At 71.3% G+C, this 18467-nt stretch carries 32 protein-coding genes; all 32 read right to left on the bottom strand.

Going from position 1 to position 18467, the window contains the following annotated elements:
- Positions 1 to 7: 7 nt before the first annotated feature.
- The gene (locus rosag_RS05715) at positions 8 to 1627 is read right to left on the bottom strand and encodes an ABC-F family ATP-binding cassette domain-containing protein (protein WP_284349091.1); all 1620 of its coding nucleotides are present in this window, start codon (positions 1625 to 1627) and stop codon (positions 8 to 10) included.
- A 353-nt stretch (positions 1628 to 1980) separates the two neighbouring features.
- Positions 1981 to 2208, bottom strand: coding sequence for a hypothetical protein (locus rosag_RS05710; RefSeq protein ID WP_284349090.1), 228 nt, complete (start codon positions 2206 to 2208; stop codon positions 1981 to 1983).
- 256 nt (positions 2209 to 2464) lie between these two features.
- Positions 2465 to 2887, bottom strand: coding sequence for an OsmC family protein (locus rosag_RS05705; protein WP_284349089.1), 423 nt, complete (start codon positions 2885 to 2887; stop codon positions 2465 to 2467).
- A gap of 158 nt (positions 2888 to 3045) precedes the next feature.
- Positions 3046 to 3420 (bottom strand): carboxypeptidase-like regulatory domain-containing protein, encoded by a 375-nt coding sequence (locus rosag_RS05700; protein ID WP_284349088.1) that lies wholly within the window; start codon positions 3418 to 3420, stop codon positions 3046 to 3048.
- A 260-nt stretch (positions 3421 to 3680) separates the two neighbouring features.
- Positions 3681 to 4094 (bottom strand): GNAT family N-acetyltransferase, encoded by a 414-nt coding sequence (locus rosag_RS05695; protein ID WP_284349087.1) that lies wholly within the window; start codon positions 4092 to 4094, stop codon positions 3681 to 3683.
- 142 nt (positions 4095 to 4236) lie between these two features.
- Positions 4237 to 4530 (bottom strand): type II toxin-antitoxin system RelE/ParE family toxin, encoded by a 294-nt coding sequence (locus rosag_RS05690; RefSeq protein WP_284349086.1) that lies wholly within the window; start codon positions 4528 to 4530, stop codon positions 4237 to 4239.
- A gap of 25 nt (positions 4531 to 4555) precedes the next feature.
- On the bottom strand, positions 4556 to 4741 hold the full coding sequence (locus rosag_RS05685) for a hypothetical protein (protein ID WP_284349085.1): 186 nt from the start codon (positions 4739 to 4741) through the stop codon (positions 4556 to 4558).
- A 207-nt stretch (positions 4742 to 4948) separates the two neighbouring features.
- Complete coding sequence (locus tag rosag_RS05680; protein ID WP_284349084.1) at positions 4949 to 5530, bottom strand: P-loop nucleotide/nucleoside kinase family protein; 582 nt, start codon at positions 5528 to 5530, stop codon at positions 4949 to 4951.
- A gap of 115 nt (positions 5531 to 5645) precedes the next feature.
- Positions 5646 to 6047: a hypothetical protein gene (locus rosag_RS05675; protein ID WP_284349083.1), complete on the bottom strand. Its 402-nt coding sequence runs from the start codon at positions 6045 to 6047 to the stop codon at positions 5646 to 5648.
- Positions 6048 to 6284: 237 nt separating this feature from the next.
- Positions 6285 to 6764 carry a hypothetical protein gene (locus tag rosag_RS05670; RefSeq protein WP_284349082.1) on the bottom strand — a complete coding sequence of 160 codons (480 nt, stop codon included), beginning with the start codon at positions 6762 to 6764 and terminating at the stop codon, positions 6285 to 6287.
- 142 nt (positions 6765 to 6906) lie between these two features.
- Complete coding sequence (locus tag rosag_RS05665; RefSeq protein ID WP_284349081.1) at positions 6907 to 7413, bottom strand: hypothetical protein; 507 nt, start codon at positions 7411 to 7413, stop codon at positions 6907 to 6909.
- Positions 7414 to 7541: 128 nt separating this feature from the next.
- Positions 7542 to 8054, bottom strand: a complete 513-nt coding sequence (locus tag rosag_RS05660) for a hypothetical protein (RefSeq protein WP_284349080.1) — start codon at positions 8052 to 8054, stop codon at positions 7542 to 7544.
- A 147-nt stretch (positions 8055 to 8201) separates the two neighbouring features.
- Complete coding sequence (locus tag rosag_RS05655; protein ID WP_284349079.1) at positions 8202 to 8663, bottom strand: DUF3592 domain-containing protein; 462 nt, start codon at positions 8661 to 8663, stop codon at positions 8202 to 8204.
- 153 nt (positions 8664 to 8816) lie between these two features.
- Entirely contained in the window at positions 8817 to 9056 is a 240-nt protein-coding gene (locus rosag_RS05650) for a hypothetical protein (protein WP_284349078.1), read from the bottom strand.
- Between the two features lie 606 nt (positions 9057 to 9662).
- Positions 9663 to 10028, bottom strand: coding sequence for a hypothetical protein (locus rosag_RS05645; protein ID WP_284349077.1), 366 nt, complete (start codon positions 10026 to 10028; stop codon positions 9663 to 9665).
- A 180-nt stretch (positions 10029 to 10208) separates the two neighbouring features.
- Positions 10209 to 10676 carry a DMP19 family protein gene (locus tag rosag_RS05640; RefSeq protein ID WP_284349076.1) on the bottom strand — a complete coding sequence of 156 codons (468 nt, stop codon included), beginning with the start codon at positions 10674 to 10676 and terminating at the stop codon, positions 10209 to 10211.
- 151 nt (positions 10677 to 10827) lie between these two features.
- On the bottom strand, positions 10828 to 11112 hold the full coding sequence (locus rosag_RS05635; RefSeq protein WP_284349075.1) for a hypothetical protein: 285 nt from the start codon (positions 11110 to 11112) through the stop codon (positions 10828 to 10830).
- Positions 11113 to 11268: 156 nt separating this feature from the next.
- Positions 11269 to 11481 (bottom strand): type II toxin-antitoxin system HicA family toxin, encoded by a 213-nt coding sequence (locus rosag_RS05630; protein ID WP_284349074.1) that lies wholly within the window; start codon positions 11479 to 11481, stop codon positions 11269 to 11271.
- A 29-nt stretch (positions 11482 to 11510) separates the two neighbouring features.
- Entirely contained in the window at positions 11511 to 11717 is a 207-nt protein-coding gene (locus rosag_RS05625; protein WP_284349073.1) for a type II toxin-antitoxin system HicB family antitoxin, read from the bottom strand.
- 149 nt (positions 11718 to 11866) lie between these two features.
- Positions 11867 to 12199, bottom strand: a complete 333-nt coding sequence (locus tag rosag_RS05620) for a DUF2442 domain-containing protein (RefSeq protein ID WP_284349072.1) — start codon at positions 12197 to 12199, stop codon at positions 11867 to 11869.
- Positions 12180 to 12416 (bottom strand): DUF4160 domain-containing protein, encoded by a 237-nt coding sequence (locus tag rosag_RS05615; protein ID WP_284349071.1) that lies wholly within the window; start codon positions 12414 to 12416, stop codon positions 12180 to 12182. Before rosag_RS05615 ends, rosag_RS05620 begins: the two co-directional genes overlap by 20 nt.
- 550 nt (positions 12417 to 12966) lie before the next feature.
- Positions 12967 to 13404: a hypothetical protein gene (locus rosag_RS05610; RefSeq protein WP_284349070.1), complete on the bottom strand. Its 438-nt coding sequence runs from the start codon at positions 13402 to 13404 to the stop codon at positions 12967 to 12969.
- A 147-nt stretch (positions 13405 to 13551) separates the two neighbouring features.
- The gene (locus rosag_RS05605; protein WP_284349069.1) at positions 13552 to 13896 is read right to left on the bottom strand and encodes a 50S ribosome-binding protein YggL; all 345 of its coding nucleotides are present in this window, start codon (positions 13894 to 13896) and stop codon (positions 13552 to 13554) included.
- 187 nt (positions 13897 to 14083) lie between these two features.
- Complete coding sequence (locus tag rosag_RS05600) at positions 14084 to 14608, bottom strand: hypothetical protein (protein WP_284349068.1); 525 nt, start codon at positions 14606 to 14608, stop codon at positions 14084 to 14086.
- 172 nt (positions 14609 to 14780) lie between these two features.
- The gene (locus rosag_RS05595) at positions 14781 to 14966 is read right to left on the bottom strand and encodes a type II toxin-antitoxin system HicA family toxin (RefSeq protein WP_284349067.1); all 186 of its coding nucleotides are present in this window, start codon (positions 14964 to 14966) and stop codon (positions 14781 to 14783) included.
- Positions 14967 to 14979: 13 nt separating this feature from the next.
- Positions 14980 to 15201 (bottom strand): type II toxin-antitoxin system HicB family antitoxin, encoded by a 222-nt coding sequence (locus rosag_RS05590; protein ID WP_284349066.1) that lies wholly within the window; start codon positions 15199 to 15201, stop codon positions 14980 to 14982.
- Positions 15202 to 15346: 145 nt separating this feature from the next.
- Complete coding sequence (locus rosag_RS05585; protein WP_284349064.1) at positions 15347 to 15826, bottom strand: hypothetical protein; 480 nt, start codon at positions 15824 to 15826, stop codon at positions 15347 to 15349.
- A 164-nt stretch (positions 15827 to 15990) separates the two neighbouring features.
- Positions 15991 to 16353, bottom strand: coding sequence for a hypothetical protein (locus rosag_RS05580; RefSeq protein ID WP_284349062.1), 363 nt, complete (start codon positions 16351 to 16353; stop codon positions 15991 to 15993).
- A 197-nt stretch (positions 16354 to 16550) separates the two neighbouring features.
- Positions 16551 to 16886, bottom strand: a complete 336-nt coding sequence (locus tag rosag_RS05575; RefSeq protein ID WP_284349061.1) for a hypothetical protein — start codon at positions 16884 to 16886, stop codon at positions 16551 to 16553.
- 373 nt (positions 16887 to 17259) lie between these two features.
- The gene (locus tag rosag_RS05570; RefSeq protein ID WP_284349060.1) at positions 17260 to 17556 is read right to left on the bottom strand and encodes a type II toxin-antitoxin system RelE/ParE family toxin; all 297 of its coding nucleotides are present in this window, start codon (positions 17554 to 17556) and stop codon (positions 17260 to 17262) included.
- Positions 17553 to 17768 (bottom strand): addiction module protein, encoded by a 216-nt coding sequence (locus tag rosag_RS05565; protein WP_284349059.1) that lies wholly within the window; start codon positions 17766 to 17768, stop codon positions 17553 to 17555. The genes rosag_RS05570 and rosag_RS05565 overlap by 4 nt, the downstream gene beginning before the upstream one ends.
- 196 nt (positions 17769 to 17964) lie before the next feature.
- Positions 17965 to 18390, bottom strand: a complete 426-nt coding sequence (locus rosag_RS05560) for a DUF6174 domain-containing protein (RefSeq protein WP_284349058.1) — start codon at positions 18388 to 18390, stop codon at positions 17965 to 17967.
- Positions 18391 to 18467: the final 77 nt, after the last annotated feature.

Genomic DNA, 18467 nt, shown 5'->3' with positions numbered 1-18467 from the left:
GAACGCGCTACGGCTTTCCGGCGCGACGCGCGCGCTCCTGCTCCCACTCCACGAACGGGCCGTCGAAGTCCCTCAGGCGCGTGCCGTCGAACGCCCAGACGCGCGTGGCGACCTCGCGCAGGAAGGCGCGGTCGTGACTCACGAGGAGGACCGTGCCCTCGTAGTCCTCGAGCGCGTCCTCGAGCGCCTCGATGTTCTCGACGTCGAGATGGTTGGTCGGCTCGTCGAGGATCAGCAGGTTCGCGTGCGCGAGCGTCATGCGCGCGAGCGCGACGCGCGCCCGCTCGCCTCCGCTGAGCGTGCCGATCTCGCGCTGCACCTCGTCGCCGCTGAAGCCGAACGCGCCGAGGCAGTTCTGGATCTGGCCCCGGCTCCAGAGCGGCCGCAGGTCCTGGATCGTGTCGTACAGCGACTTCCGCAGCGGCAGGTCGCCGAGGTCCTGTCGGAACCACGCGGGCGTGATCGATCCGCCGATGCGCGCCTGGCCGCTCGCCGGCGCGCGATCGCCGATGATCGTGGAGATGAACGACGACTTGCCGGCGCCGTTCGGCCCGACGAGCGCGACGAAGTCGTTCCGTCGCAGCACGGCGGTGAACTTCTCGACGAGCACGCGGCCGGGCACCTCCACCGACAGGTCGTCGATGGCGATCACCTGATCGCCGCCGCGCTCCGCCAGCTCGAAGTGGAGCGACATCGCCGCCGGGTCACCGGGCGGCGGCGCGAGCCGCGGCAGGCGCTCGAGCCGCTTGCGCTTGCCCTTCGCCTGGAAGGAGTTGACGCCCGCGAGGTTCCGCCGGATGTACTCCTCCTCCTTCTTCACGTACGCGATCTGCTTCTCGCGCTCGCGATCGCGCGTCAACCGGCGCTCGGCGCGTTGCGGCACGAACTGGCTGTAGTTGCCGCGATACCACTCGCTCGTGCGCCCCTCCACGTGGAGGATGTGCGTGCAGATCGCGTCGAGGAACGCGCGGTCGTGCGACACGACGATGACCGTCTCGTCGGCGTCCTGGAGCCACTCCTGCAGCCACGTCGTCGTGTCGAGGTCGAGGTGGTTGGTGGGCTCGTCGAGGAGCAGCAGGTCGGCCGGCGCGATGAGCTGCGCCGCGAGGCCGACGCGCCCGCGCTCTCCGCCCGACAGCGACGCCACGGGCCGCGTCCTCGACTCCTCGGCGTCGAAGCCCAGCCCCTGGAGCACCGCGTCGACGCGCGCGTGGTAGACGTATCCCCCGAGGGCCTCGAAGCGCTCCTGGTCGCGCCCGAAGCGCTCGAGGACCTCGTCCGTCACGCGGTCGCCGAGCTCACCGAGCTCCATGGCCTGCTCGGCGATGCGCTTCTCGAGCGCGATCACGTCGCGCCACGCCGCCGCCCCCGCCTCCCACACGGTCGTCGCCCCCTCGAACGCGCGGTGCTGGTCGAGCAGGGCGTGCCGCAGGCCCGGCCGGCGCGCGACGCTTCCCACCGTCGGCTGGAGCTCCCCGGTGATGAGCTTGAAGATCGACGACTTGCCGGCGCCATTGCGCCCGATGATGCCCCACCGCTCGCCGTCGCCGACGGTGAAGGTGACGTTCTTGAAGAGCTCGGTCGCGCCGAAGGAGACGCCGACGTTGGACAGCGAGAGGAGAGTCACGCAGAGGCTGGTGGAGCGAGAGTCTGGGGCGCGGAATGGGCCCGGGCGTAGGAAAGCTAGACACTCGCCGCCGTGCCAGCCGCGGCCGCCCGACTCGCGGTCGGGTCCCGCCACCGCTCCCTCGCCGCCCTCGGCCGGTGGCGGCCTGCGACCGCCACGCGACGTTGGACCGCGTGGTGTCGCGCGCCGTCAGGGTCGGCGGTGCGGCAGACCTGGTCCCGGGGATCCGGGTGCGGCCGACCGCCCACGTTCAGCTGCGGACGGACGCAACAAGAGCCGAGGGGCAGCCAGGCAAGTCCGTAAGCCCGGACGTCAGCGGCAACGTCTCGTCAGGCCGCATGCGCGATGCGGCGTCACCACGGCCAGCCGCGACGGCGAAGCGCGCGCAGCGCGCCGGCACCCGCTGCCCCAGCGGCGGCCCAGACGAGAGCGACGCCGACCACCAGGAGCGCGGCCCGCAGCGCCTGTGGGCCGGGGCGGAGCGTGCCGGGGTCGAGCACCAGGACCCAGTCGGCCGCAGCGAGCAGGAAGCCCAGCGCCGCGCCGCGGGCCGCACCGGCGGCCGTGGGCGTGCGTGCCACGCGCTCCGCCAGACGTCGCTCTCGCGTGCGGGCGCGGAGCTGCGCGTACTGACCGCGGGGCGGGGCGGGTGCGGGGACGCTCACGGGAATCGCGACGGAGGATGTGTGCGGTCTCACGCCCAAGTCCAGCTGCAAGGATCCTAGCCGAGCGCGCGCACGGGTGCCGGGGCGAGCACCGCAGCCGATCCGGGAGCAACCTGATGCTGCGCACGCCTTGTCAGCTGCAACGCTTCGCTAGGCCGCCGGCGGGACGGACTCAGGACACGACGGCCGACGCGTCGGGTGCCAGGCGCAGCTCCACGGCGAGCCCGGCCCGGAGCGTGTTCTGCACCTCCGCGACGGCGTCGGTCTCCCGCAGCAGCGCCTCGATCACCTCCGCGGGGGCGTCGCTCGTGACCCGGGCGGTGTACGTGATCCGCCGCGCCGGCTCCCCACGCCCGCCGAACTCCGCCTCGACCGCCACCTCGACCTGGGCGACGATGACGCCGCGGCGCGCGGCCTCCCGATAGACGTCGTTGCAATAGCACGTCGCCAGCGCCGCGCACAGCAACTCGCCGCCGTTGAGCGCCGAGCCACCGCCCGGGCGCCCAGGGACGTCGATCATCGAGGCGCGACCATCCGTGCGCACGACCACCTGGTGCCCTGCCGCGGAGCTCTGCACCGACGCCTGGATCTGCATGCGCACCTCGTGAAGGTCTACGGGAGTGGTTGCGGCCGAACGCCCACGTTCAGCTGCGGCGCTCGCAGCCGAGCGTGCGCCTTGAAGCCGAGCAGCGTGAGGCGGCCGAGCCGGAAGCACCATGATGGTCCCACGGGGTTGTCAGCTGCAACGGTTGGTCAGGTGGGCCGCGCGGGTGCGCGCTGCGCCGGTTCGGTGCGCCCGGCGCTCGGCGAGCGCGGCGCCTGCAGGTCCCAGCGCTCGCACAGCAGGTAGCGCTGCAGCGGCACCACCACCCGCGTGCCGCGAGTGGGGTCGACCGAGAGCGCGGCGAGCCTGCGCGTCTCGTAGCCGATGCGGCGGAACTCGAGCGTGTAGCGCCCTGCCGCAAGCCCGTCGAATCGGAAGGTGCCCGCGCTGTCCGTGTACGTCACCCGCGCCGTGTCCGTCTCCGCTCCGATCAGGCGCACGGCCACATGCTGGAGCGCCGGTCGCGCATCGTGCGCGCCATGGACCCCGCCGGCGAGGGTCGCCGGCAGGTCGGACGTTTGCATGCTGGTGCTCCGGGGTTGTCTGGCGGACGGCGAGCAGTCGGCCCACCGCGACCGCTGCCCCGAGCAGCTGGCGAGCCACGGCAGGAGGAGCAGGAGCATGCGCGAGCGCCGTCGCCACGTCGGTCGAGGGAATCGCATCTAGCGGTGGACGAACGACTCGGCTCGTGGCCACCTAACGCCCACGTTCGGCTGCCACGGGACCGCACAATGCCGAGCGCAGCGAGGCACACCATAGCCCCGTGGTCAGCTGCAACGCCAGGTCAGGAAGCGCGCTCGGGAGCGCCATGCGCGTCCAGGCGGGCCGCCACGAAGCCGACCGGCCCGCGCGCATACCCGAGCCGCTCGAAGAACCCGACCGCCTGGGGCTGCGCCCCGAGGAACAGCTTGCCGCGCGGCGCCTGCGCCAGCGCGGCGTCCATCAGCCGGCGGCCGAGCCCCTGCCCCTGGTACGTCGGCTCTACGAGGATCTCGCTGACGCAGGCGAAGAGATAGCCGTCCGAGAGGACCCGCACCGCGCCCACCAGCCGGTCGCCGTCCCAGGCACCGATGTTCATGGTCCGCGTGAGCGCCGCGGCCACTGCGGCCGTGTCGTAGTCACGCGGCCAGACGCGCTGGACCAGCGCCAGGAAGGCGTCGGCGGTGAAGGCGGAGTCGTTCGCGCGAATCTCGATCATCGGACGATGCGGGTGCGCTCCCTGACGCCCGCGTTCAGCTGCGTAGGAACCCAATGGAACCGAGGCGGAGCCGAGGCCAATCGTTAGCTCCTACGTCAGCTGCAACGTTTCGTTAGGCCGCCACGTGCAGAGCCGGGCGTGCTCAGTCCAGCGGGAATGCGCGCGACGCCCGGAACACCGTGAGCACCACCGCGACATCGGGCTGCAACTCGTAAACGATCCGGTACGCCCCGTGGATCACCTCGCGCACGGCCGGGTCATTCAGCTCCGGCACGATGCGCCCCGACTCCGGGAACTCGCGTACCCGGTCCACGGCGGCCACGAGGCGCCCGGCCACGACCGCCGCGTAGCGCGGCGACTGCCGGGCGATGTAGTCGTGGATCTCCTGCAGGTCGTCGGCGGCTTGCGCCGACCACAGGACAGCGACCGGCGGCATCCGGAGCGTCGCCTATCGCCGACGCTTACCGGAGCCCGAAGCGGGCGACGACGTCCTCGTGGGTGACCGTGCGGCCCGCGCGGGCCTCGGCACGCCCGCGCTCGATCTTCTCGAGGAAGTAGAGGCGCTCCATCGCGTCCTCCAGGGTCGCATCCTCGGGCAGCTGCTCCAGGGCGCGCAGGGCGAGCTGCTTGGCGGTGGCGTCACTCATCGGCGGCCTCGGGCGGCGGAAGGGTGCCCGGAAGATAGTGCTTGGCGAGACCGCGCGTTACGAGACGGGCTGGGGCGGCCTAACGCCCACGTTCAGCTGCGTACGGAGGCAATCAAAGCCGAGGCGCAGCCGAGGCAGTCCGCCGCCCGTACGTCAGCTGCAACGCTTCGTTAGGCCGCACGGCGAGGGCACACTCTGCTGCCGCGCTCACGCACGCGCAAACGCGACGATCTCCTCGAACTCGGGGCGATACCCAGCTGTAGTATCCACCGCCAGCGTGGGCAGGTCCGAGCGCAGCGGCTCGTAGGCCCCGATCGGCAGCGCCCGCCAGTCCCGGCCCGCACGGGCCACTCGCACCACGTAGTCGTGATGCAACCGCTCCCGGCCCGGGTCGGCAAGACCGCGCTCGACGTGCCGGGCGCGGGCGAGTTCCGGGGGCACCTCGCACAGGACGATGCGCACGCGAACGCTCCCGTGGAAGGACTCCAGCCGCGGCGCCCAGACGTGGTGCTGGAACGCCGCCTCCGCCACCACCGTGACGCCGCGGCCGAGCAGGAGGGTCAAGGCGTCGAAGAACACGTCGGTAGCGCGCCGCTGGGCCTCGCCCCCGGGTTCGCCCAGTTCGCCGGCCGCGTGGATCAGCCCTTCCTTGATCTCGTCGCGCGAGAGCAGCGGGCAGCGCACCGCCCGCGCGAGCGCAAGGGCGAGCGTGGACTTGCCTGCCCCAGGCCGTCCGGTGACCACGATCAAGGATGGTCTCACGGTCGCGGCCTCGGTGGCCACCGTCACTGATGTCTCACTCATGGGTGCGGCCTAACGCCCACGTTCAGCTGCGTACGGATCTAACAAGAGCCGAGGCGGAGCCGAGGCACTCCCTAACCCGTACGTCAGCTGCAACGCCTCGTTAGACCTCCGGTCGCGGGCAGTGGCCCGGGAGCAGGTCGGCGTCGCGAGAGATCGTGACGCCGCGCCCTCGCCGCAGGACCACCATCTCGATCAACTGGCGCACCGGACGGCCAGCAGGCTGCTCGGCCGGGCCATAGCGCTCGGCAGGCAGCACCCGGCGCAGCACCTCCACCAGGGCCTCAGTGCTCCCGTCGCGCACGGTGAGTGTGCCCGGCTCCACGCGTCCGGCGGCATCGACGACGTACGACAGCTCCGCGCAGCCGTCGACGCCCTGCCCCCACGGCCGTGGTGCTTGCCCGGGCAGCGCCGCCGCCCGGCGCGCCACTTCGGCGGCGCGGTAGACTCGGCCTGCGGCACCGAGTGTGTCAGAGAGGGCCGGTGCCGGGCGGGATGCGGTCATGCCGCTGGGCGGCGCGCCCGCGGGCGCCGCGGATGTGCAGCCAAGCACAGCGGCACTAAGCACGAACGCGAATCGGATATCGGGCGGACGCACGATCTGGGATGCGTGTGGAGGTCTAACGCCCGGGTTCAGCTGCGAAGCCCGAAGCCGAGCGCGCGTGCTGCGGCCGAGCCGCGCGACGCGGCCGAGCCGGAGGAACCATGATGCTCCCGGGGCTTCGTCAGCTGCAACGTTTCGTTAGCCGGGGAACATGCTGGCGTCCCGAGTGCCGAGCCAGGAGCGGAACTCGATCCGGTGCGTGCCCGGGTAATCGGGCCGCTCCCCGGCCTCGGCGATCCCGAACGTCGTCGGGCGCCCGTCGGCCTCGTAGAGCGTGAAGATGACGCGCGTCTCGGCGAGCAGGCCGGCGACCGTCTCGAGCGCCTCCGCGAACACGGCGGCCTCCGACGTCGGGTCGTCGGGCCAGGGCTCATAGTGCCCGTGCCAGTGGTCCGTCGCGGTCCCGAAGCCGACGGTCACCCGGTCGGCCTCGCCGAACACCTCCAGCGCGCGGTCGCCGCGCGGGGAGCGCAGCGTCACCGCAAGGACGCCCGGGCCTTCCCACTCGGCGGGTGCCAGCGTCGCCAGCGCTCGCCACTCGGGGTGGCGGGCGAAGGCATAGTCGGCGAAGCGGCGGGCGAGCGGCGCGAGAGCGGCGAGATCTACCATCGAGAACACGGCGGCGGGTCGGGTGCCAGCGGGCGGATGCCCTCCCCGGCTAACGCCCACGTTCAGCTGCGGGCGGATATCATAGAGCCGAGCCGCAGGCGAGGCGATTCCCCAGCCCGCCCGTCTGCTGCAACGCCACGTTATGCCGCGGCTACGGCATCGCGATGCGTTGGCCGCTCCACCAGTGGAGACCGCGGATCGACAGCGGCCGGTCGGCACGGAGTTCGATGGCCACGTAGCGCCGGCCCCGCGCAGTATCGGCGTGCGCCCAGACGCACGGAAGTCCGGCGATCATCCACGCGCTGGGTCGCGTGGGCCGGGCCCACACCGTGTCGGTCACGCGCCCCGTGCTGTCCCTGTGGATCATCGGAGACGGGGGGTGGCGCAACGTATCGCGCTGCCCTGCCGGCGTGATCAACACCGCCTCCACGCGGGTGCCGCGCCCCGCCGGGAGCACGAGCGAGTCCCAGTCCGCCCGCACGCCTTCGACCGCCGGCACGAAGCACAGGTCGTGCGTCGGGCCCGGCGCGCGGATCGACTCCTGGAGCGTGAGCGTCGTGGGCTGAGTCGTCAGCGTGACATCTCCGCTCCACACGGAGCGCGGCTGCTCACAGGCCAGCAGCAGGGAGATCGCGATGATGCCGAAGCGAGGCTTCACTGTCCCTGCCATGAACGATGTCGCGGCATAACGCCCACGTTCAGCTGCGTAGGGCTCCCATAAGAGTGCGGCGGAGCCGCACGCTCCGCAGCCCCTACGTCAGCTGCAACGCTTCGTTAGGGCGCAGCTCAGAGGAGGCCGGGCGGCTCGCCGCTCCACCAGCCCACCCCACGAATCGGCAGCGCGCGATCACTCCGGAGTTCGACGCGGATGATGGTGCGCTCCGGCGTAGGCGCTCGGTTCTGCCAGAGGCACAGCTGCTCGCCCCGCGGCTCCCACGTCGGCGGCACCGGGACCGGCTGGATCCGGGACGGAACGCCGCGTGCCGAGTCGGCCCTCTCGGACCACACGCCTGTGCCCCACAGCGAATCGCGTACGCCCTCCGGCGTGATGAGCACCACGCGCACGCGGGTGACGCCGCCGTCCGGCAGGAAGAGCGTGTCCAGTACGCCCCTGAGGCCCTGGACGGCCGGTATCAGGCAGACGAGCGAAGTGGGCCCTGGTGCCTCGAGGGGGCGCGCGGGCGTGATCGCGAGCGGCGCCGCGCTCAAGGTCGCCTCGCCGTGCCAGATCGGCCGTGGCTCCCCGCAGGCGGCTACGAAGAGGATGGCGGCGACGAGTCGGAAGCGGTTGGCGTGCATGGGTACGGAAGCCGTTGCGCCCTAACGCCTGAGTTCAGCTGCGTGGGGATGACATAGAGCCGAGGCGCAGCCGAGGCAACTCCGCAGCCCCCACGTCAGCTGCAACGCCACGTTCGGCGGCAAGCGCGCGGATGCTCGGCCCGCACATCAGCGCGCGGCGCTTGCCACGTGGAGCCAGAGCAGGCCGAGGAGGACCGCACCGAGGCCGAGCGCCACCTGCGTGCCGCTCACCAGCGTCGGCCCGGGCTCCAGCAGTCCGACTGTCGGCTCGGCCGGGTCGTAGGCCACGACGACGGCGGCGCCCTCCGGGTAGCGCGCCAGCGTGCGCGTCGCCGCCCACGAGGGCACCCCGGCCCACCGCACCGAGGCGGTCGAGTACCGCACGCCGTCCACCGTGTATTCGGCGCGGATGATCGGCTCGACGTCCCCGAGCCGCGGGGCGCGCCCCCCGGCCCGGTCGACGTACAACTCCATGCGTGCGGCGAGGACCCGCCCCGGTGCTCGAGGCCAGGCCCGGCTCCGAAGCTCGCGGCGGAGCGCCCGGACCGGCGCGACGACGCCGGCCGCGCCGAGGACGATCACGCAGAGCGCGGCGGTCTGCTCGGTCACGTGTGAGGGTGGAGGAATACGTGGGTGTCCGCCGAACGCCCAAGTTCAGCTGCAAGGATCCGAGCCGAGCGCGCGCACTGGCGCCGGGCGGGCACCGGAGCCGAGCCGGAAGAAACCTGATGCTGCGGAGGCCTTGTCAGCTGCAACGCCACGTTAGGTGACATGGCGCTCGGACGCCTGCGGCCGACCGCCCCGGACATACTCCAGGGCATCGTACGCCAGGAGGAGGGTCCGGCCAAGCAACGCGAGCGGGATGATCGTCCAGAAGATGAGGGCAACGACGGCGAGCAGACCGCTCGGGACCAGCCCCGTGGCGAGCAGGAGACCGAGAAGCGCGTCAAAGGCGATGAGCGGAACAGCAACCGCCAGGTAGCGCCGGATCAGAGTCCACATCGGTGTGCCTGCGAGAAGGCTATGGATGTCACCTAACGCCCAAGTTCAGCTGCCGAGCCTCGAGCCGAGCGCCCGCGCGGAGGCCGAGCCGGGCCCGGAGCGCCGCCCGGAAGAAACCTGATGCTCTGAGGCTCGGCCAGCTGCAACGCTACGTTAGCTAGCGGGTTGCCGGTGCCGGCTGCCGCGCCGTCGGGCGACGAGGACGAGCACCGCAATGGACGTCCCCGAGCTGGCCGCGAGCAGCATGCGCGCGTCGGGCGCCCGGAACAGACACGCGAGGGACCGCCGCGGCAGGCGCTCAACGTCGTACCGGCAGGCCCCGGCCGCGTCATCGTACACGCCGCCGCGGTCAAGGCACGCGTCTACGGCGAGGAACTCGCGCCCACACGAGAAGAGGCCGGCGCTGAGGACCGCGACGGTGGTAAGGAGCACAATTCGCGCGCGGAGGATGCGGATCACGATAGGGTGGTCGCTAGCTAACGCCGAAGTTCAGCTGCCGGCGGATACAACCACGGCGAGCGAAGCGAGCTGCCATAGCCCGCCGGTCAGCTGCAACGCCACGTTGGGCGGCATGCGCATCGGCGGTAGCCCGTCACAAGCGCCCCCTCAGCGTGTGACGACTGTTACGGGTACGTTCACGGTGCCGTTGCCCAGGGGCGAGAAGACCAGCACCGACCCTTCCCCCGCCGCGAGCGCCGTGATGATGGCGGTGCTGTCGTTGACGGCCCGCACCGCGCTCACGGCCGGCCGCTCGTTGGTGAAGGTGAACCGCGCGAGAGCAGGCCGACCGCTCCGGTCGTAGCGGGACGCGCGAATGGCGGCAGAGTCGCCGACGGTCAGCCGGAGCGACGCCGGCGCCACGCGCACATCCTCGCCCGGCAGGATCATCACCTCGTCACTGTGGCAGGCGCCGAGGGCGAAGGTGCCAGCGACCAGCAGCGGCAGGCGGAGATCACGACGGAAGTTCGACATCCAGAAGACGGTGCCGGCGACGCGGGAGGGCGGCGCGTGGTGGTATCGGAACGAGGGACGGGTTGTCCGCCCAACGCCCGCGTTCAGCTGCGTAGGGATCCAAGAGAGCCGAGCGCAGCGAGGCATCTCCGTAGCCCCTACGTCAGCTGCAACGCCATGTTGGGCGGCGCCACGCGAGGCTCACTCCCGGAAGAACTCCGCCGGATGTGCGGCGATGTACCGGCGGTAGTATGGCCAGAGCCGGGTCTCGTCGTAGAGCTGCTCGTCCAGCGGGGCGAGGCGTTCCCGGGCCTGCTCGGACGCCCGGTCGCCGAGCACGGCCCGGCGGGCCTCGCGCGCGTCCGGCGGGCGGTCCCCGAGGAGCAACGCCACCGCGGCGCGCACGGCCGCCGCATGCTCCGTGGCGCCGAGGCGGTCGAGCGCCGACAGCGCCTCTGCGAGCTGCTCGGCCGTGCGGTTCCAGAGCGCTTGGTGCAGCCCGCCGTTCTCGACGTCGCGCACGAGGTACGTCGTCACGGCGAGCGCCCGCTGCCCGGCGGTCCCACCGTCGGGGGCGTCCCACGCCGGCGCCATCAGCGCCCAGAAGTAGGCGTCGGCGGCGAGCCCGTGCAGCGCATCGCGCGTGAGGCGCGAGTCAGTCGACGTCACGGTTGTACGGCAGAGGAGAGGGTTGTCCGCCCAACGCCCAAGTTCAGCTGCCGAGCGCTGAGCCGAGCGCCCACGCGGAGGCCGAGCCGGGCCCGGAGCGCCGCGCGGAAGAAACCTGATGCTCGGAGGCTCGGTCAGCTGCAACGCCACGTTAGGTAGCTGCCTCGGAGTCATCGGCATAGCGCCCGGCCGCGGCGAGGTCGCGCCGGATTCGCGCCAACGGAAGCCCGCTGCCGCGCATGTAGCCGATGATGTGTCCGGTGGTCCATCCCTCGACGCGTTGGAACTGCACCCGCTCCTCGGGGCGCGACTCGCAGAAGGTGATCTTCCGGCGGAGCGACGCGAGGTTCTGCGCCTCAAGCTCCTCGCAAGCCGCGGCGTCGAGGTTCGGAGTCGTCCACAGGTACGACTCGTCAGTGAGGCGGGGATCGGGCACGGCGTGCGTGAAGATGAGGATGGTAGCTACCTAACGCCCGCGTTCAGCTGCGTACGAACCTACCATGAGCCGAGGCGGAGCCGAGGCACTCCCTAGCTCGTACGTCAGCTGCAACGCTTCGTTATGCCGCGGCGCGACGAGCGGCCGGTATCTGAGCTACAGGTCGTCCGGCCGCAGGCCCGTCTGCTTGGCGATCCGCGCGAGCATCCGGGGGCCGATCTCCTCGCTGTCGTGGAACGCGAAGACCGTATCTGGCCACCCATCGCGGGCGAGGACCTTGTGCGAGCTCGCCTCCCGCTTGACCGCCCAGCCGATGCGCTGCAGGGCGGCCGGGACCCGCCGCGCCTTCGCCGCCGGCCACTCACTCATGCAGGGCGGCTCCGGCGCGGCACGGCCGCTCAGGCCGCACGAAAGTCGAGGGGCAGGAGATTCGGCGCCGGCTCGCCATGCTCCAGGCGGTCCGCGAGCACGCGCAGCGCCAGCGCCTGGACGCGCGCGATGGCCTGCTCCTGCGTCGCGCCGTAGGCGAGCACGCCGGGCAGGTCGGGCACCTCGGCGAGGTACCGGCCGTCGGCCTCGCGCTCGAGCTCAAGGGTCAGGTACACGGGGCGCTGCTCCGGGGAGGAGGGAACGGTCTCAATCTACCATGGAGGCCCGGAGGCGGCATAACGCCTAAGTTCAGCTGCGTAGGGAGGCTATAAGAGTGCGGCGGAGCCGCACGCTCCGCAGCCCCTGCGTCAGCTGCAACGTTTCGTTAGGCGGCACCACGCTGCGTCCGGCCGGCCAGCCATCGCGCGAGCGAGCGCTGGCTCTCGCCCGAGGCGCGACCGGCGAGCAGGCCCTCCACACTGATGTCTTCGTCGACGGCGGGCCAATGGATCCCCTCGCCACCGCCGATGAAGCGCCATTGCGCCCGTTCCTCGGGCGTCGCGTGCCACAGCCGGGGATACCACACCAGCGGGACCGCGAGCGTGCGTCCGTCGGCCAAGTCGACCACGAGCATCTCGTCGCGCACCACGACGCTGGTGGCGACTGCAGGCGCCGCGGGAGTTCCGGCCGCGTGCCGCTCAGTCGAGGAAGTACTCATCCCAGGCTCTCCGCAGGTGATCTCGGTGCTCGGCCACCAGGGCCGCGATCCGCGCCAGCTCGGGACCGCGGAACCCGCCGCTCGTCTCGAGGCGTACCGGGTCGAGCCAGAATTTGGCCTGATCGGCGTCGCGTTCGACGTGCACGTGGGGCGGCTCCGGCCGGTCGCCGGCATAGAAGAAGAACCGGTACGGACCGACCCGGAGCACGGTAGGCATGCCCGGAAGATCGACCGAGGGCGCCGGGACGGCAACGCCGGGAACCGGCGGCCGGCGTGGAGCCACGGAGCGCTGCCCACTGCGGGGGCCGGGGCCGCCTAACGCCTGCGTTCAGCTGCGGGCCTGCGCCGCGGCGCGCGAGCGAGACTCGATTGTGCGACGAAGCCCGCCCGCGCACAACCTGATGCTCCCCACGCGCCCGACTGCTGCAACGGATCGTTAGGCCGCGCTGCCTGCGGAGCCCACCCCCCGCGCTCCCTGCGCAGCGCGCATTCGCCCCCAGCCCGCTCGCGTGGAGGCACGCCGGCGACGCAACCGGATGCCGGTCGTGATCTGGGACGACCGGCGCGGCGGCGGCGTGCGGTCCGGCGTCCCAAGCCACCCACCAGCGCCCAGGAAGCGAAGCCGCGTAGCCCATCGTCTCGTGGCCGTTGTCTCGGCGTGGCGCGTGGGCGCGACCTAACGCCCACGTTCAGCTGCGTAGGAACACCATGGAGCCGAGGCGCAGCCGAGGCGAGTCCCTAGCTCCTACGTCAGCTGCAACGCCACGTTAGCTGGCTACGCGCGGAGTCTGTGGCGGCAGCCCGCGCAGGGCGCAGAAGCACGCGCCACCGGCGGCGCCGGCCAGGGCACCGAGGGCCGCGATCCCGAGGAGGCCGGTGTCGGGTCGGGCGCCGCCGCCGAACGCCGCGGCCCACGCGGCGGAAGCCCAGAGCGCTCCGAGTGCCGCCGCCCACGCGACGACGGCGGCCCGCGTGAGGCGGCCGCGCCGCTCGAGCAGCACGAACGCGGGGACCGCGAGCACCCACGCGCCGAGGTACACAATGGGCGCGCCAACGACGGCAGCGTAGACCAGCGAATGCGCGGCTTCCCCCGCGGTGATCGGCCGCGCCGCGACCCAGCTGGCGATCCCGCCCGCGCCTAGCCAGAACACCAGCAGGGCGGCGAGCGGGGAGAGCAGCGCAGCGAGGAGCTTCCGCGAAGCCATGCGAGACGAGGAAAGTCGGAGCCAGCTAACGCCCAAGTTCAGCTGCAAGGATCCTATTCGAGCGCGCGCGCCGGTGCCGAGGCGAGCACCGCGGCCGAGCCGGGAGAAACCTGATGCTGCGCACGCCTTGTCAGCTGCAACGCCTCGTTAGGCCGCCGCTTCGCGGGGCGGCACGTCCGCGTGCCACGCATCGACCAGTGGGCCCCCTTGGATCGCGGAGACGGCCGGTTGGGCAGCGAGCCAGTCGAGCAGCACCTGGCGCTGCGGCGCGGTGACCGTAGCGCGCTCTGCCAGCCCAGAGACGAAGACGTCCCAGCAAGTCCCGGTGCCACCGCCCAGGGAGAGGCCGAGCGCTTCCACCTGCGTGATGCACGCGTCCCAGAAGCCAAGGTGCTCGGCCTCCGACCAGCCTGCAGGCGTGCAGAAGCGGAGCTCGAAGCCGAGCTCTTGGAACTCGCCCAGGCGATGCTTCTTTCGGAGGCGCTTGTTCATTGGCGGTGTCCTTGGCAACGACGTTGGTGGCGGCCTAACGCCCAAGTTCAGCTGCGTAGGGATTCAATAATGCCGAGGCGCAGCCGAGGCGAGTCAGTAGCCCCTACGTCAGCTGCAACGCCACGTTAGCTGGCCGGTCGCCGGCATTCCTTCCGGAGTGTCCTCGGAGGATGCGCAGGCTCGTGCCCTACTCATCGAAGTCCGATACTGTGAGCATCCCGGGCATGCCGCCCCGCGATGGCTTGAACCGTGGCGCTGGAATCGCCCCTTGCGCCACTACGACTTTTAGAGCCTTCGAGTGCCCTGTGAACACCCTGCCGCTCGCGGCAGCGACATAGGCGCACTTCACGCGGCGGAAGTCGAAGCCAAGAGCGTCTGCTCCAGCCGAGTAAACTGTAACCGACGCGTGCGGCTCAAGGCGGCGTGGCCACGCTCCGCCGTCGAGGACTACTGGCGTGGAGAGCGCCCCACGACGCTTAGAGTCAGTGAACAGGAACCCGACATCATCGACCGTCACGGGAAAGACCCCGTCGTTGATGATCTCGAAGGCGAAGCATGGCTGTGTGTGGGGCATCGATCCGATAGGAAACGACACCTTCGGAATGACCCGCAGCCGTACCTTGTCTCGCCGATGGTCGCGCCAGGCGTTACGGACGCTCAGCAGGAAGCCCGCGACCGCAATGCCCAGCGTTACCATCTCCTGCGGCTTCACAGTGTCACCGTGCGGAATGAGAAGGTGAGGCGGTGGAACACTTATGCCAGTGGCCGGCTAACGCCCACGTTCAGCTGCGTAGGAATCCCATAAGAGCCGAGCGCAGCGAGGCGCACCATAGCTCCTACGTCAGCTGCAACGCCACGTTCGGCAGCACCACGCAGGCGCCCGGCTACGGCTGCGGAATGTCGAGGTCCCGGCAGATCTTTCGCGCGAGGTACTCGTCGACCTCCCGGTGCCGCGGCACCGTCGACGTGCGCCGCGCCGCCATGTTCAGGTAGACAGAATGGCTGCCGCCCTCACGCAGGAGGCGGCAGCCATGGGCTTCCAAGTGCCGGATCAGATCGACCCGCTTCATGGCGCCGCCGCGCTCACGCCGAGAGGCGCAGGGGCTCGCGGATCGCCTCCGCGCCGGCGAGTTCCTCCTCCGCCAGGGCGCGATTCGCCTCGATCACGAGCGCGACGGCTTCGCGGAGATTCTCGCGCGCCTCCTCGAGCGTCGCCCCCTGCGTGTTCGCGCCGGGCAGCTCCTCGACGTAGGCGATGAACCCCTGCGGGCTGGGGCGGAACACGGCGGTCAGTTCGAGCTGCATAGGAGGGCTCCGGTGGCGGACGACCCTCAATCTACCGCGGAGGCCCGGCTGCTGCCGAACGCCCACGTTCAGCTGCGTAGGAACTTACCAATGCCGAGCCGAAGGCGAGGCGCACCCTAGCTCCTACGTCAGCTGCAACGCCACGTTAGCCCGCTGGCACGTCCGGCGGCGGCATGAACACCACCGCGCCGGTGACGGGGTCCGCCCGAAGGATGACGGGGTCCGGCTGGCTCGCGGCCGTGAGGACCGCAGGCCGCGCGGTTACGTGGGCTAACTCGCGCAGGAACGCCGTGACGGCCGCGAGGCGCTCCGGTCCATCGACCTCTTGCGGCAGCAGGTCGAACTCGATCTGTCCGGGGTCGAAGAAATGGCAGGCGAGCGCCACGCCGCCGACGTGGAAGGTGAGACACGGCGCCGCTCGCTCACGGACGGCATACCCGTCGGCGAATCGTGCTGGCACCGGTGCGGGTTCGCCGTCGACCGTGAACCGCAGCGGCGCGTAGCGGGCGCGCACGTGCGCCAGCACAGCGTCCCAGTCCGCCTCGGTCGTGCCGAACACGTACACGTCACGCAGGCTACCGTCCGGCGCGAAGTCCGGTGCGACGTCGGGCCAGCGGGGCTCCATGGCTGCGGTACGCTCCTCCGTGTAGCGGGCTAACGCCCAAGTTCAGCTGCCGAGATTCTAGCCGAGCGCCGGAGCGGAGGCCGAGCCGGGCATGGAGCGCCGCCCGGGAGAAACCTGATGCTCTGAGGCTCGGTCAGCTGCAACGCCACGTTAGCCGGCGGGCGTCAGAGTCCGGTCGAGAGCTCGGTGACGTGACGCCGAGCGAGACGGCCACGCGCGTCGAAGGCTAACACGATCTCGGCCGACCGCGTCGTGAAGAGGTCCGCGTCGATGTCGCGCGCCATCGCGACCAGCGTGGGCCCACCCGCGTCGTCGTACGGCGCCCCCGGCTGAAGCCCCTGCCCGGGGGTCGCCACTCGATAGTCGAGCCCAGCTCGGGTCACCACGGCCACGGCGCTGTCGACCGTAATGCCCGCAGGTAGCAACGTCGCGAGGCTTCGCGCGACCTCTGGTCCGCTCCGCCCCAGTGGAACCGGGTGCTGCTGGCGCCAGATCAGGGTCAGCACCTCCGGCACCAGAGCGAGCACCACCGCAACGGCGACTCCCGCGGGGAGCCACGTCCTCCACCTCGCCGGTCGACTCGCGTTTGGAACCCTGGGTGCGTTCATACTGTGCGTGTCGTCCGGCTAACGCCCGCGTTCAGCTGCGGACGGATCTGATAAATGCCGAGGCGGAGCCGAGGCGTACCGCATCCCGTCCGTCTGCTGCAACGCTTCGTTAGGTCTCATGGCGGGGACGTGCCCCGCAGATCGCACCCCGGACTGTCCGGCAGCGGTCCGTTGCGCACCTTCATGGTGAGGCTCCACGCTGGCCCGGGTACCGGCAACTCCACGCTGTTGGGCCCGAGCCCGAGCGCGGCTTGCACGCTATCGGGGCCCTGCCACGCCGCACAGTGCGTGCGCCAGTGCGCGAGCGTCAGCTCGGCGCGGTAGAACGGTGTGGGCGCGGCTTGCGCATTCTCTGGAGGGCCAAATCGCGCGGTCAGCTGCGCGGCGACGCTATCCCAGGCCACCTGCACGCGGTCGGGCGGCACGTCCAGCTGCTGGACGAGCTCCGTCACCACGGCGTCGGCGTCGTACTCGACGGTCTGCCGTCGGTCATAGAGCGAGTCGTAGCACGTCTGGTACGGTGCACGCCAGAATGGTTGGCTATACGTGCGCGGCGTCGAGCGGCACTGTCGGGCCGTAGTGCTCGGCCAGAGGAACGGTACGAGCGGCCCCCGTGCTCTCGCCTCCACTCCGACAGCCGCGCGGCCCGACTCCGTGCCGCAGGCGAGGAGTACGGGTATGACCCACACGAGCGCGAGTAGTCGCTGCACAGAAAGTGTGGATGAGACCTAACGCCCACGTTCAGCTGCGTAGGGAGGCCATAATTGCCGAGGCGGAGCCGAGGCGTCCATAGCCCCTACGTCAGCTGCAACGCTTCGTTAGGCCTCAGCGACGCGACTGCCAGCGGCGCGGGTCACGCCGGCCGTGGATGACGGCGAGCACCGAGATCCCGCGCGGGAGCACGACGAAATACACGACGTACGGAAACCGGCGCAGCGGCAGCTTGCGGATGTCCTCGACCACCAGCGGCGCCTGCTCGGGCGCTCGCGTGATCGCGACGAACGCCATCCGCACCGCGCGCAGGAACTCGTGCCCGAGCCCCATGCTTCGCGCCTCGTACCACTGGAAGGCCTCGGCGATGTCCGCGCGTGCGGCCCGCCGAACGAACAAGCGCGGCGTCATGCGCCGCGCTCACCGATCTCGCGTATCACCGGCTCCCAGGGCTCGCCGGGGTCCCCGTCCGCGGCGAGCTCCGCCCGTCGGCGCCGCAATTCGGCGACCTGGGCCTCGTCGGGCTCGACCTGAGCGGCGTCCAGGCTGTCCCAGAGCTGCTCGGCGAGTTCGATCCGCTCGTCCGGCGTCAGGTGGCTGAAGTCGAGGATAGGGGCGGCCATGGTCGGAATCTGCGCCGCGAGCGCGGGGGGTACAAGACCGCCGGTTGAGGCCTAACGCCCACGTTCAGCTGCCGGCGCTCAGCCGGCGGGCGTGATGCACTCGATTGTGGGAGGCAGATGGCTGGCGCACAACCTGACGCTCCCCGCGGCCGGTCTGCTGCAACGTTCCGTTAGGCGGCGCCCGCAACCGCCGCCGTCACGACAGCGGCTCCAGGCGGCTGACATCGACGTGCCGCTCGTCGTCGCTTGCGAGCGGGTGCCGGTCGAAGGTGACGCTCGTCGGGTGGCCGCGCGCCGGGTCGAATGCCACTCGGACCTCGGCGTACGTCGTGTCCCGGATCCCGGCGGCGATGTCGTCGAAGAGCGCGTCGACCCCGCCGAGCGGGCGGCGGGCGGCGCGCCGGACGTAGGCTGAGTCGCTGCGTCGACCGGTCGTGTCGGTCGCGCTCACGACGCGCCCGTCCGCGACCGTCACCACGTGGGGGCCGTGCCACGTCGAGAGGCAGAAGCACCACCGGTGCTCCCAGTAGCGGTACTGCCGGGGGCGGGCGGCGGCCCACACGGCGCGGTGCCGGGCGAGGACGCCGAGCGCGCTGTCGCGCTGCGCTGGCCCCCAGCGCATCGCGCGCTCCAAGTCGGCGTGCGTCAGGCGGACCGTGACGGTCTCCGCCTGAACGCGGGCCCGAGCGCTCAAGCCGA

It is taken from the genome of Roseisolibacter agri, assembly GCF_030159095.1.
Taxonomy (GTDB): Bacteria; Gemmatimonadota; Gemmatimonadetes; order Gemmatimonadales; family Gemmatimonadaceae; genus Roseisolibacter; species Roseisolibacter agri.
This window is presented reverse-complemented; position numbering and strand designations above follow the sequence as displayed.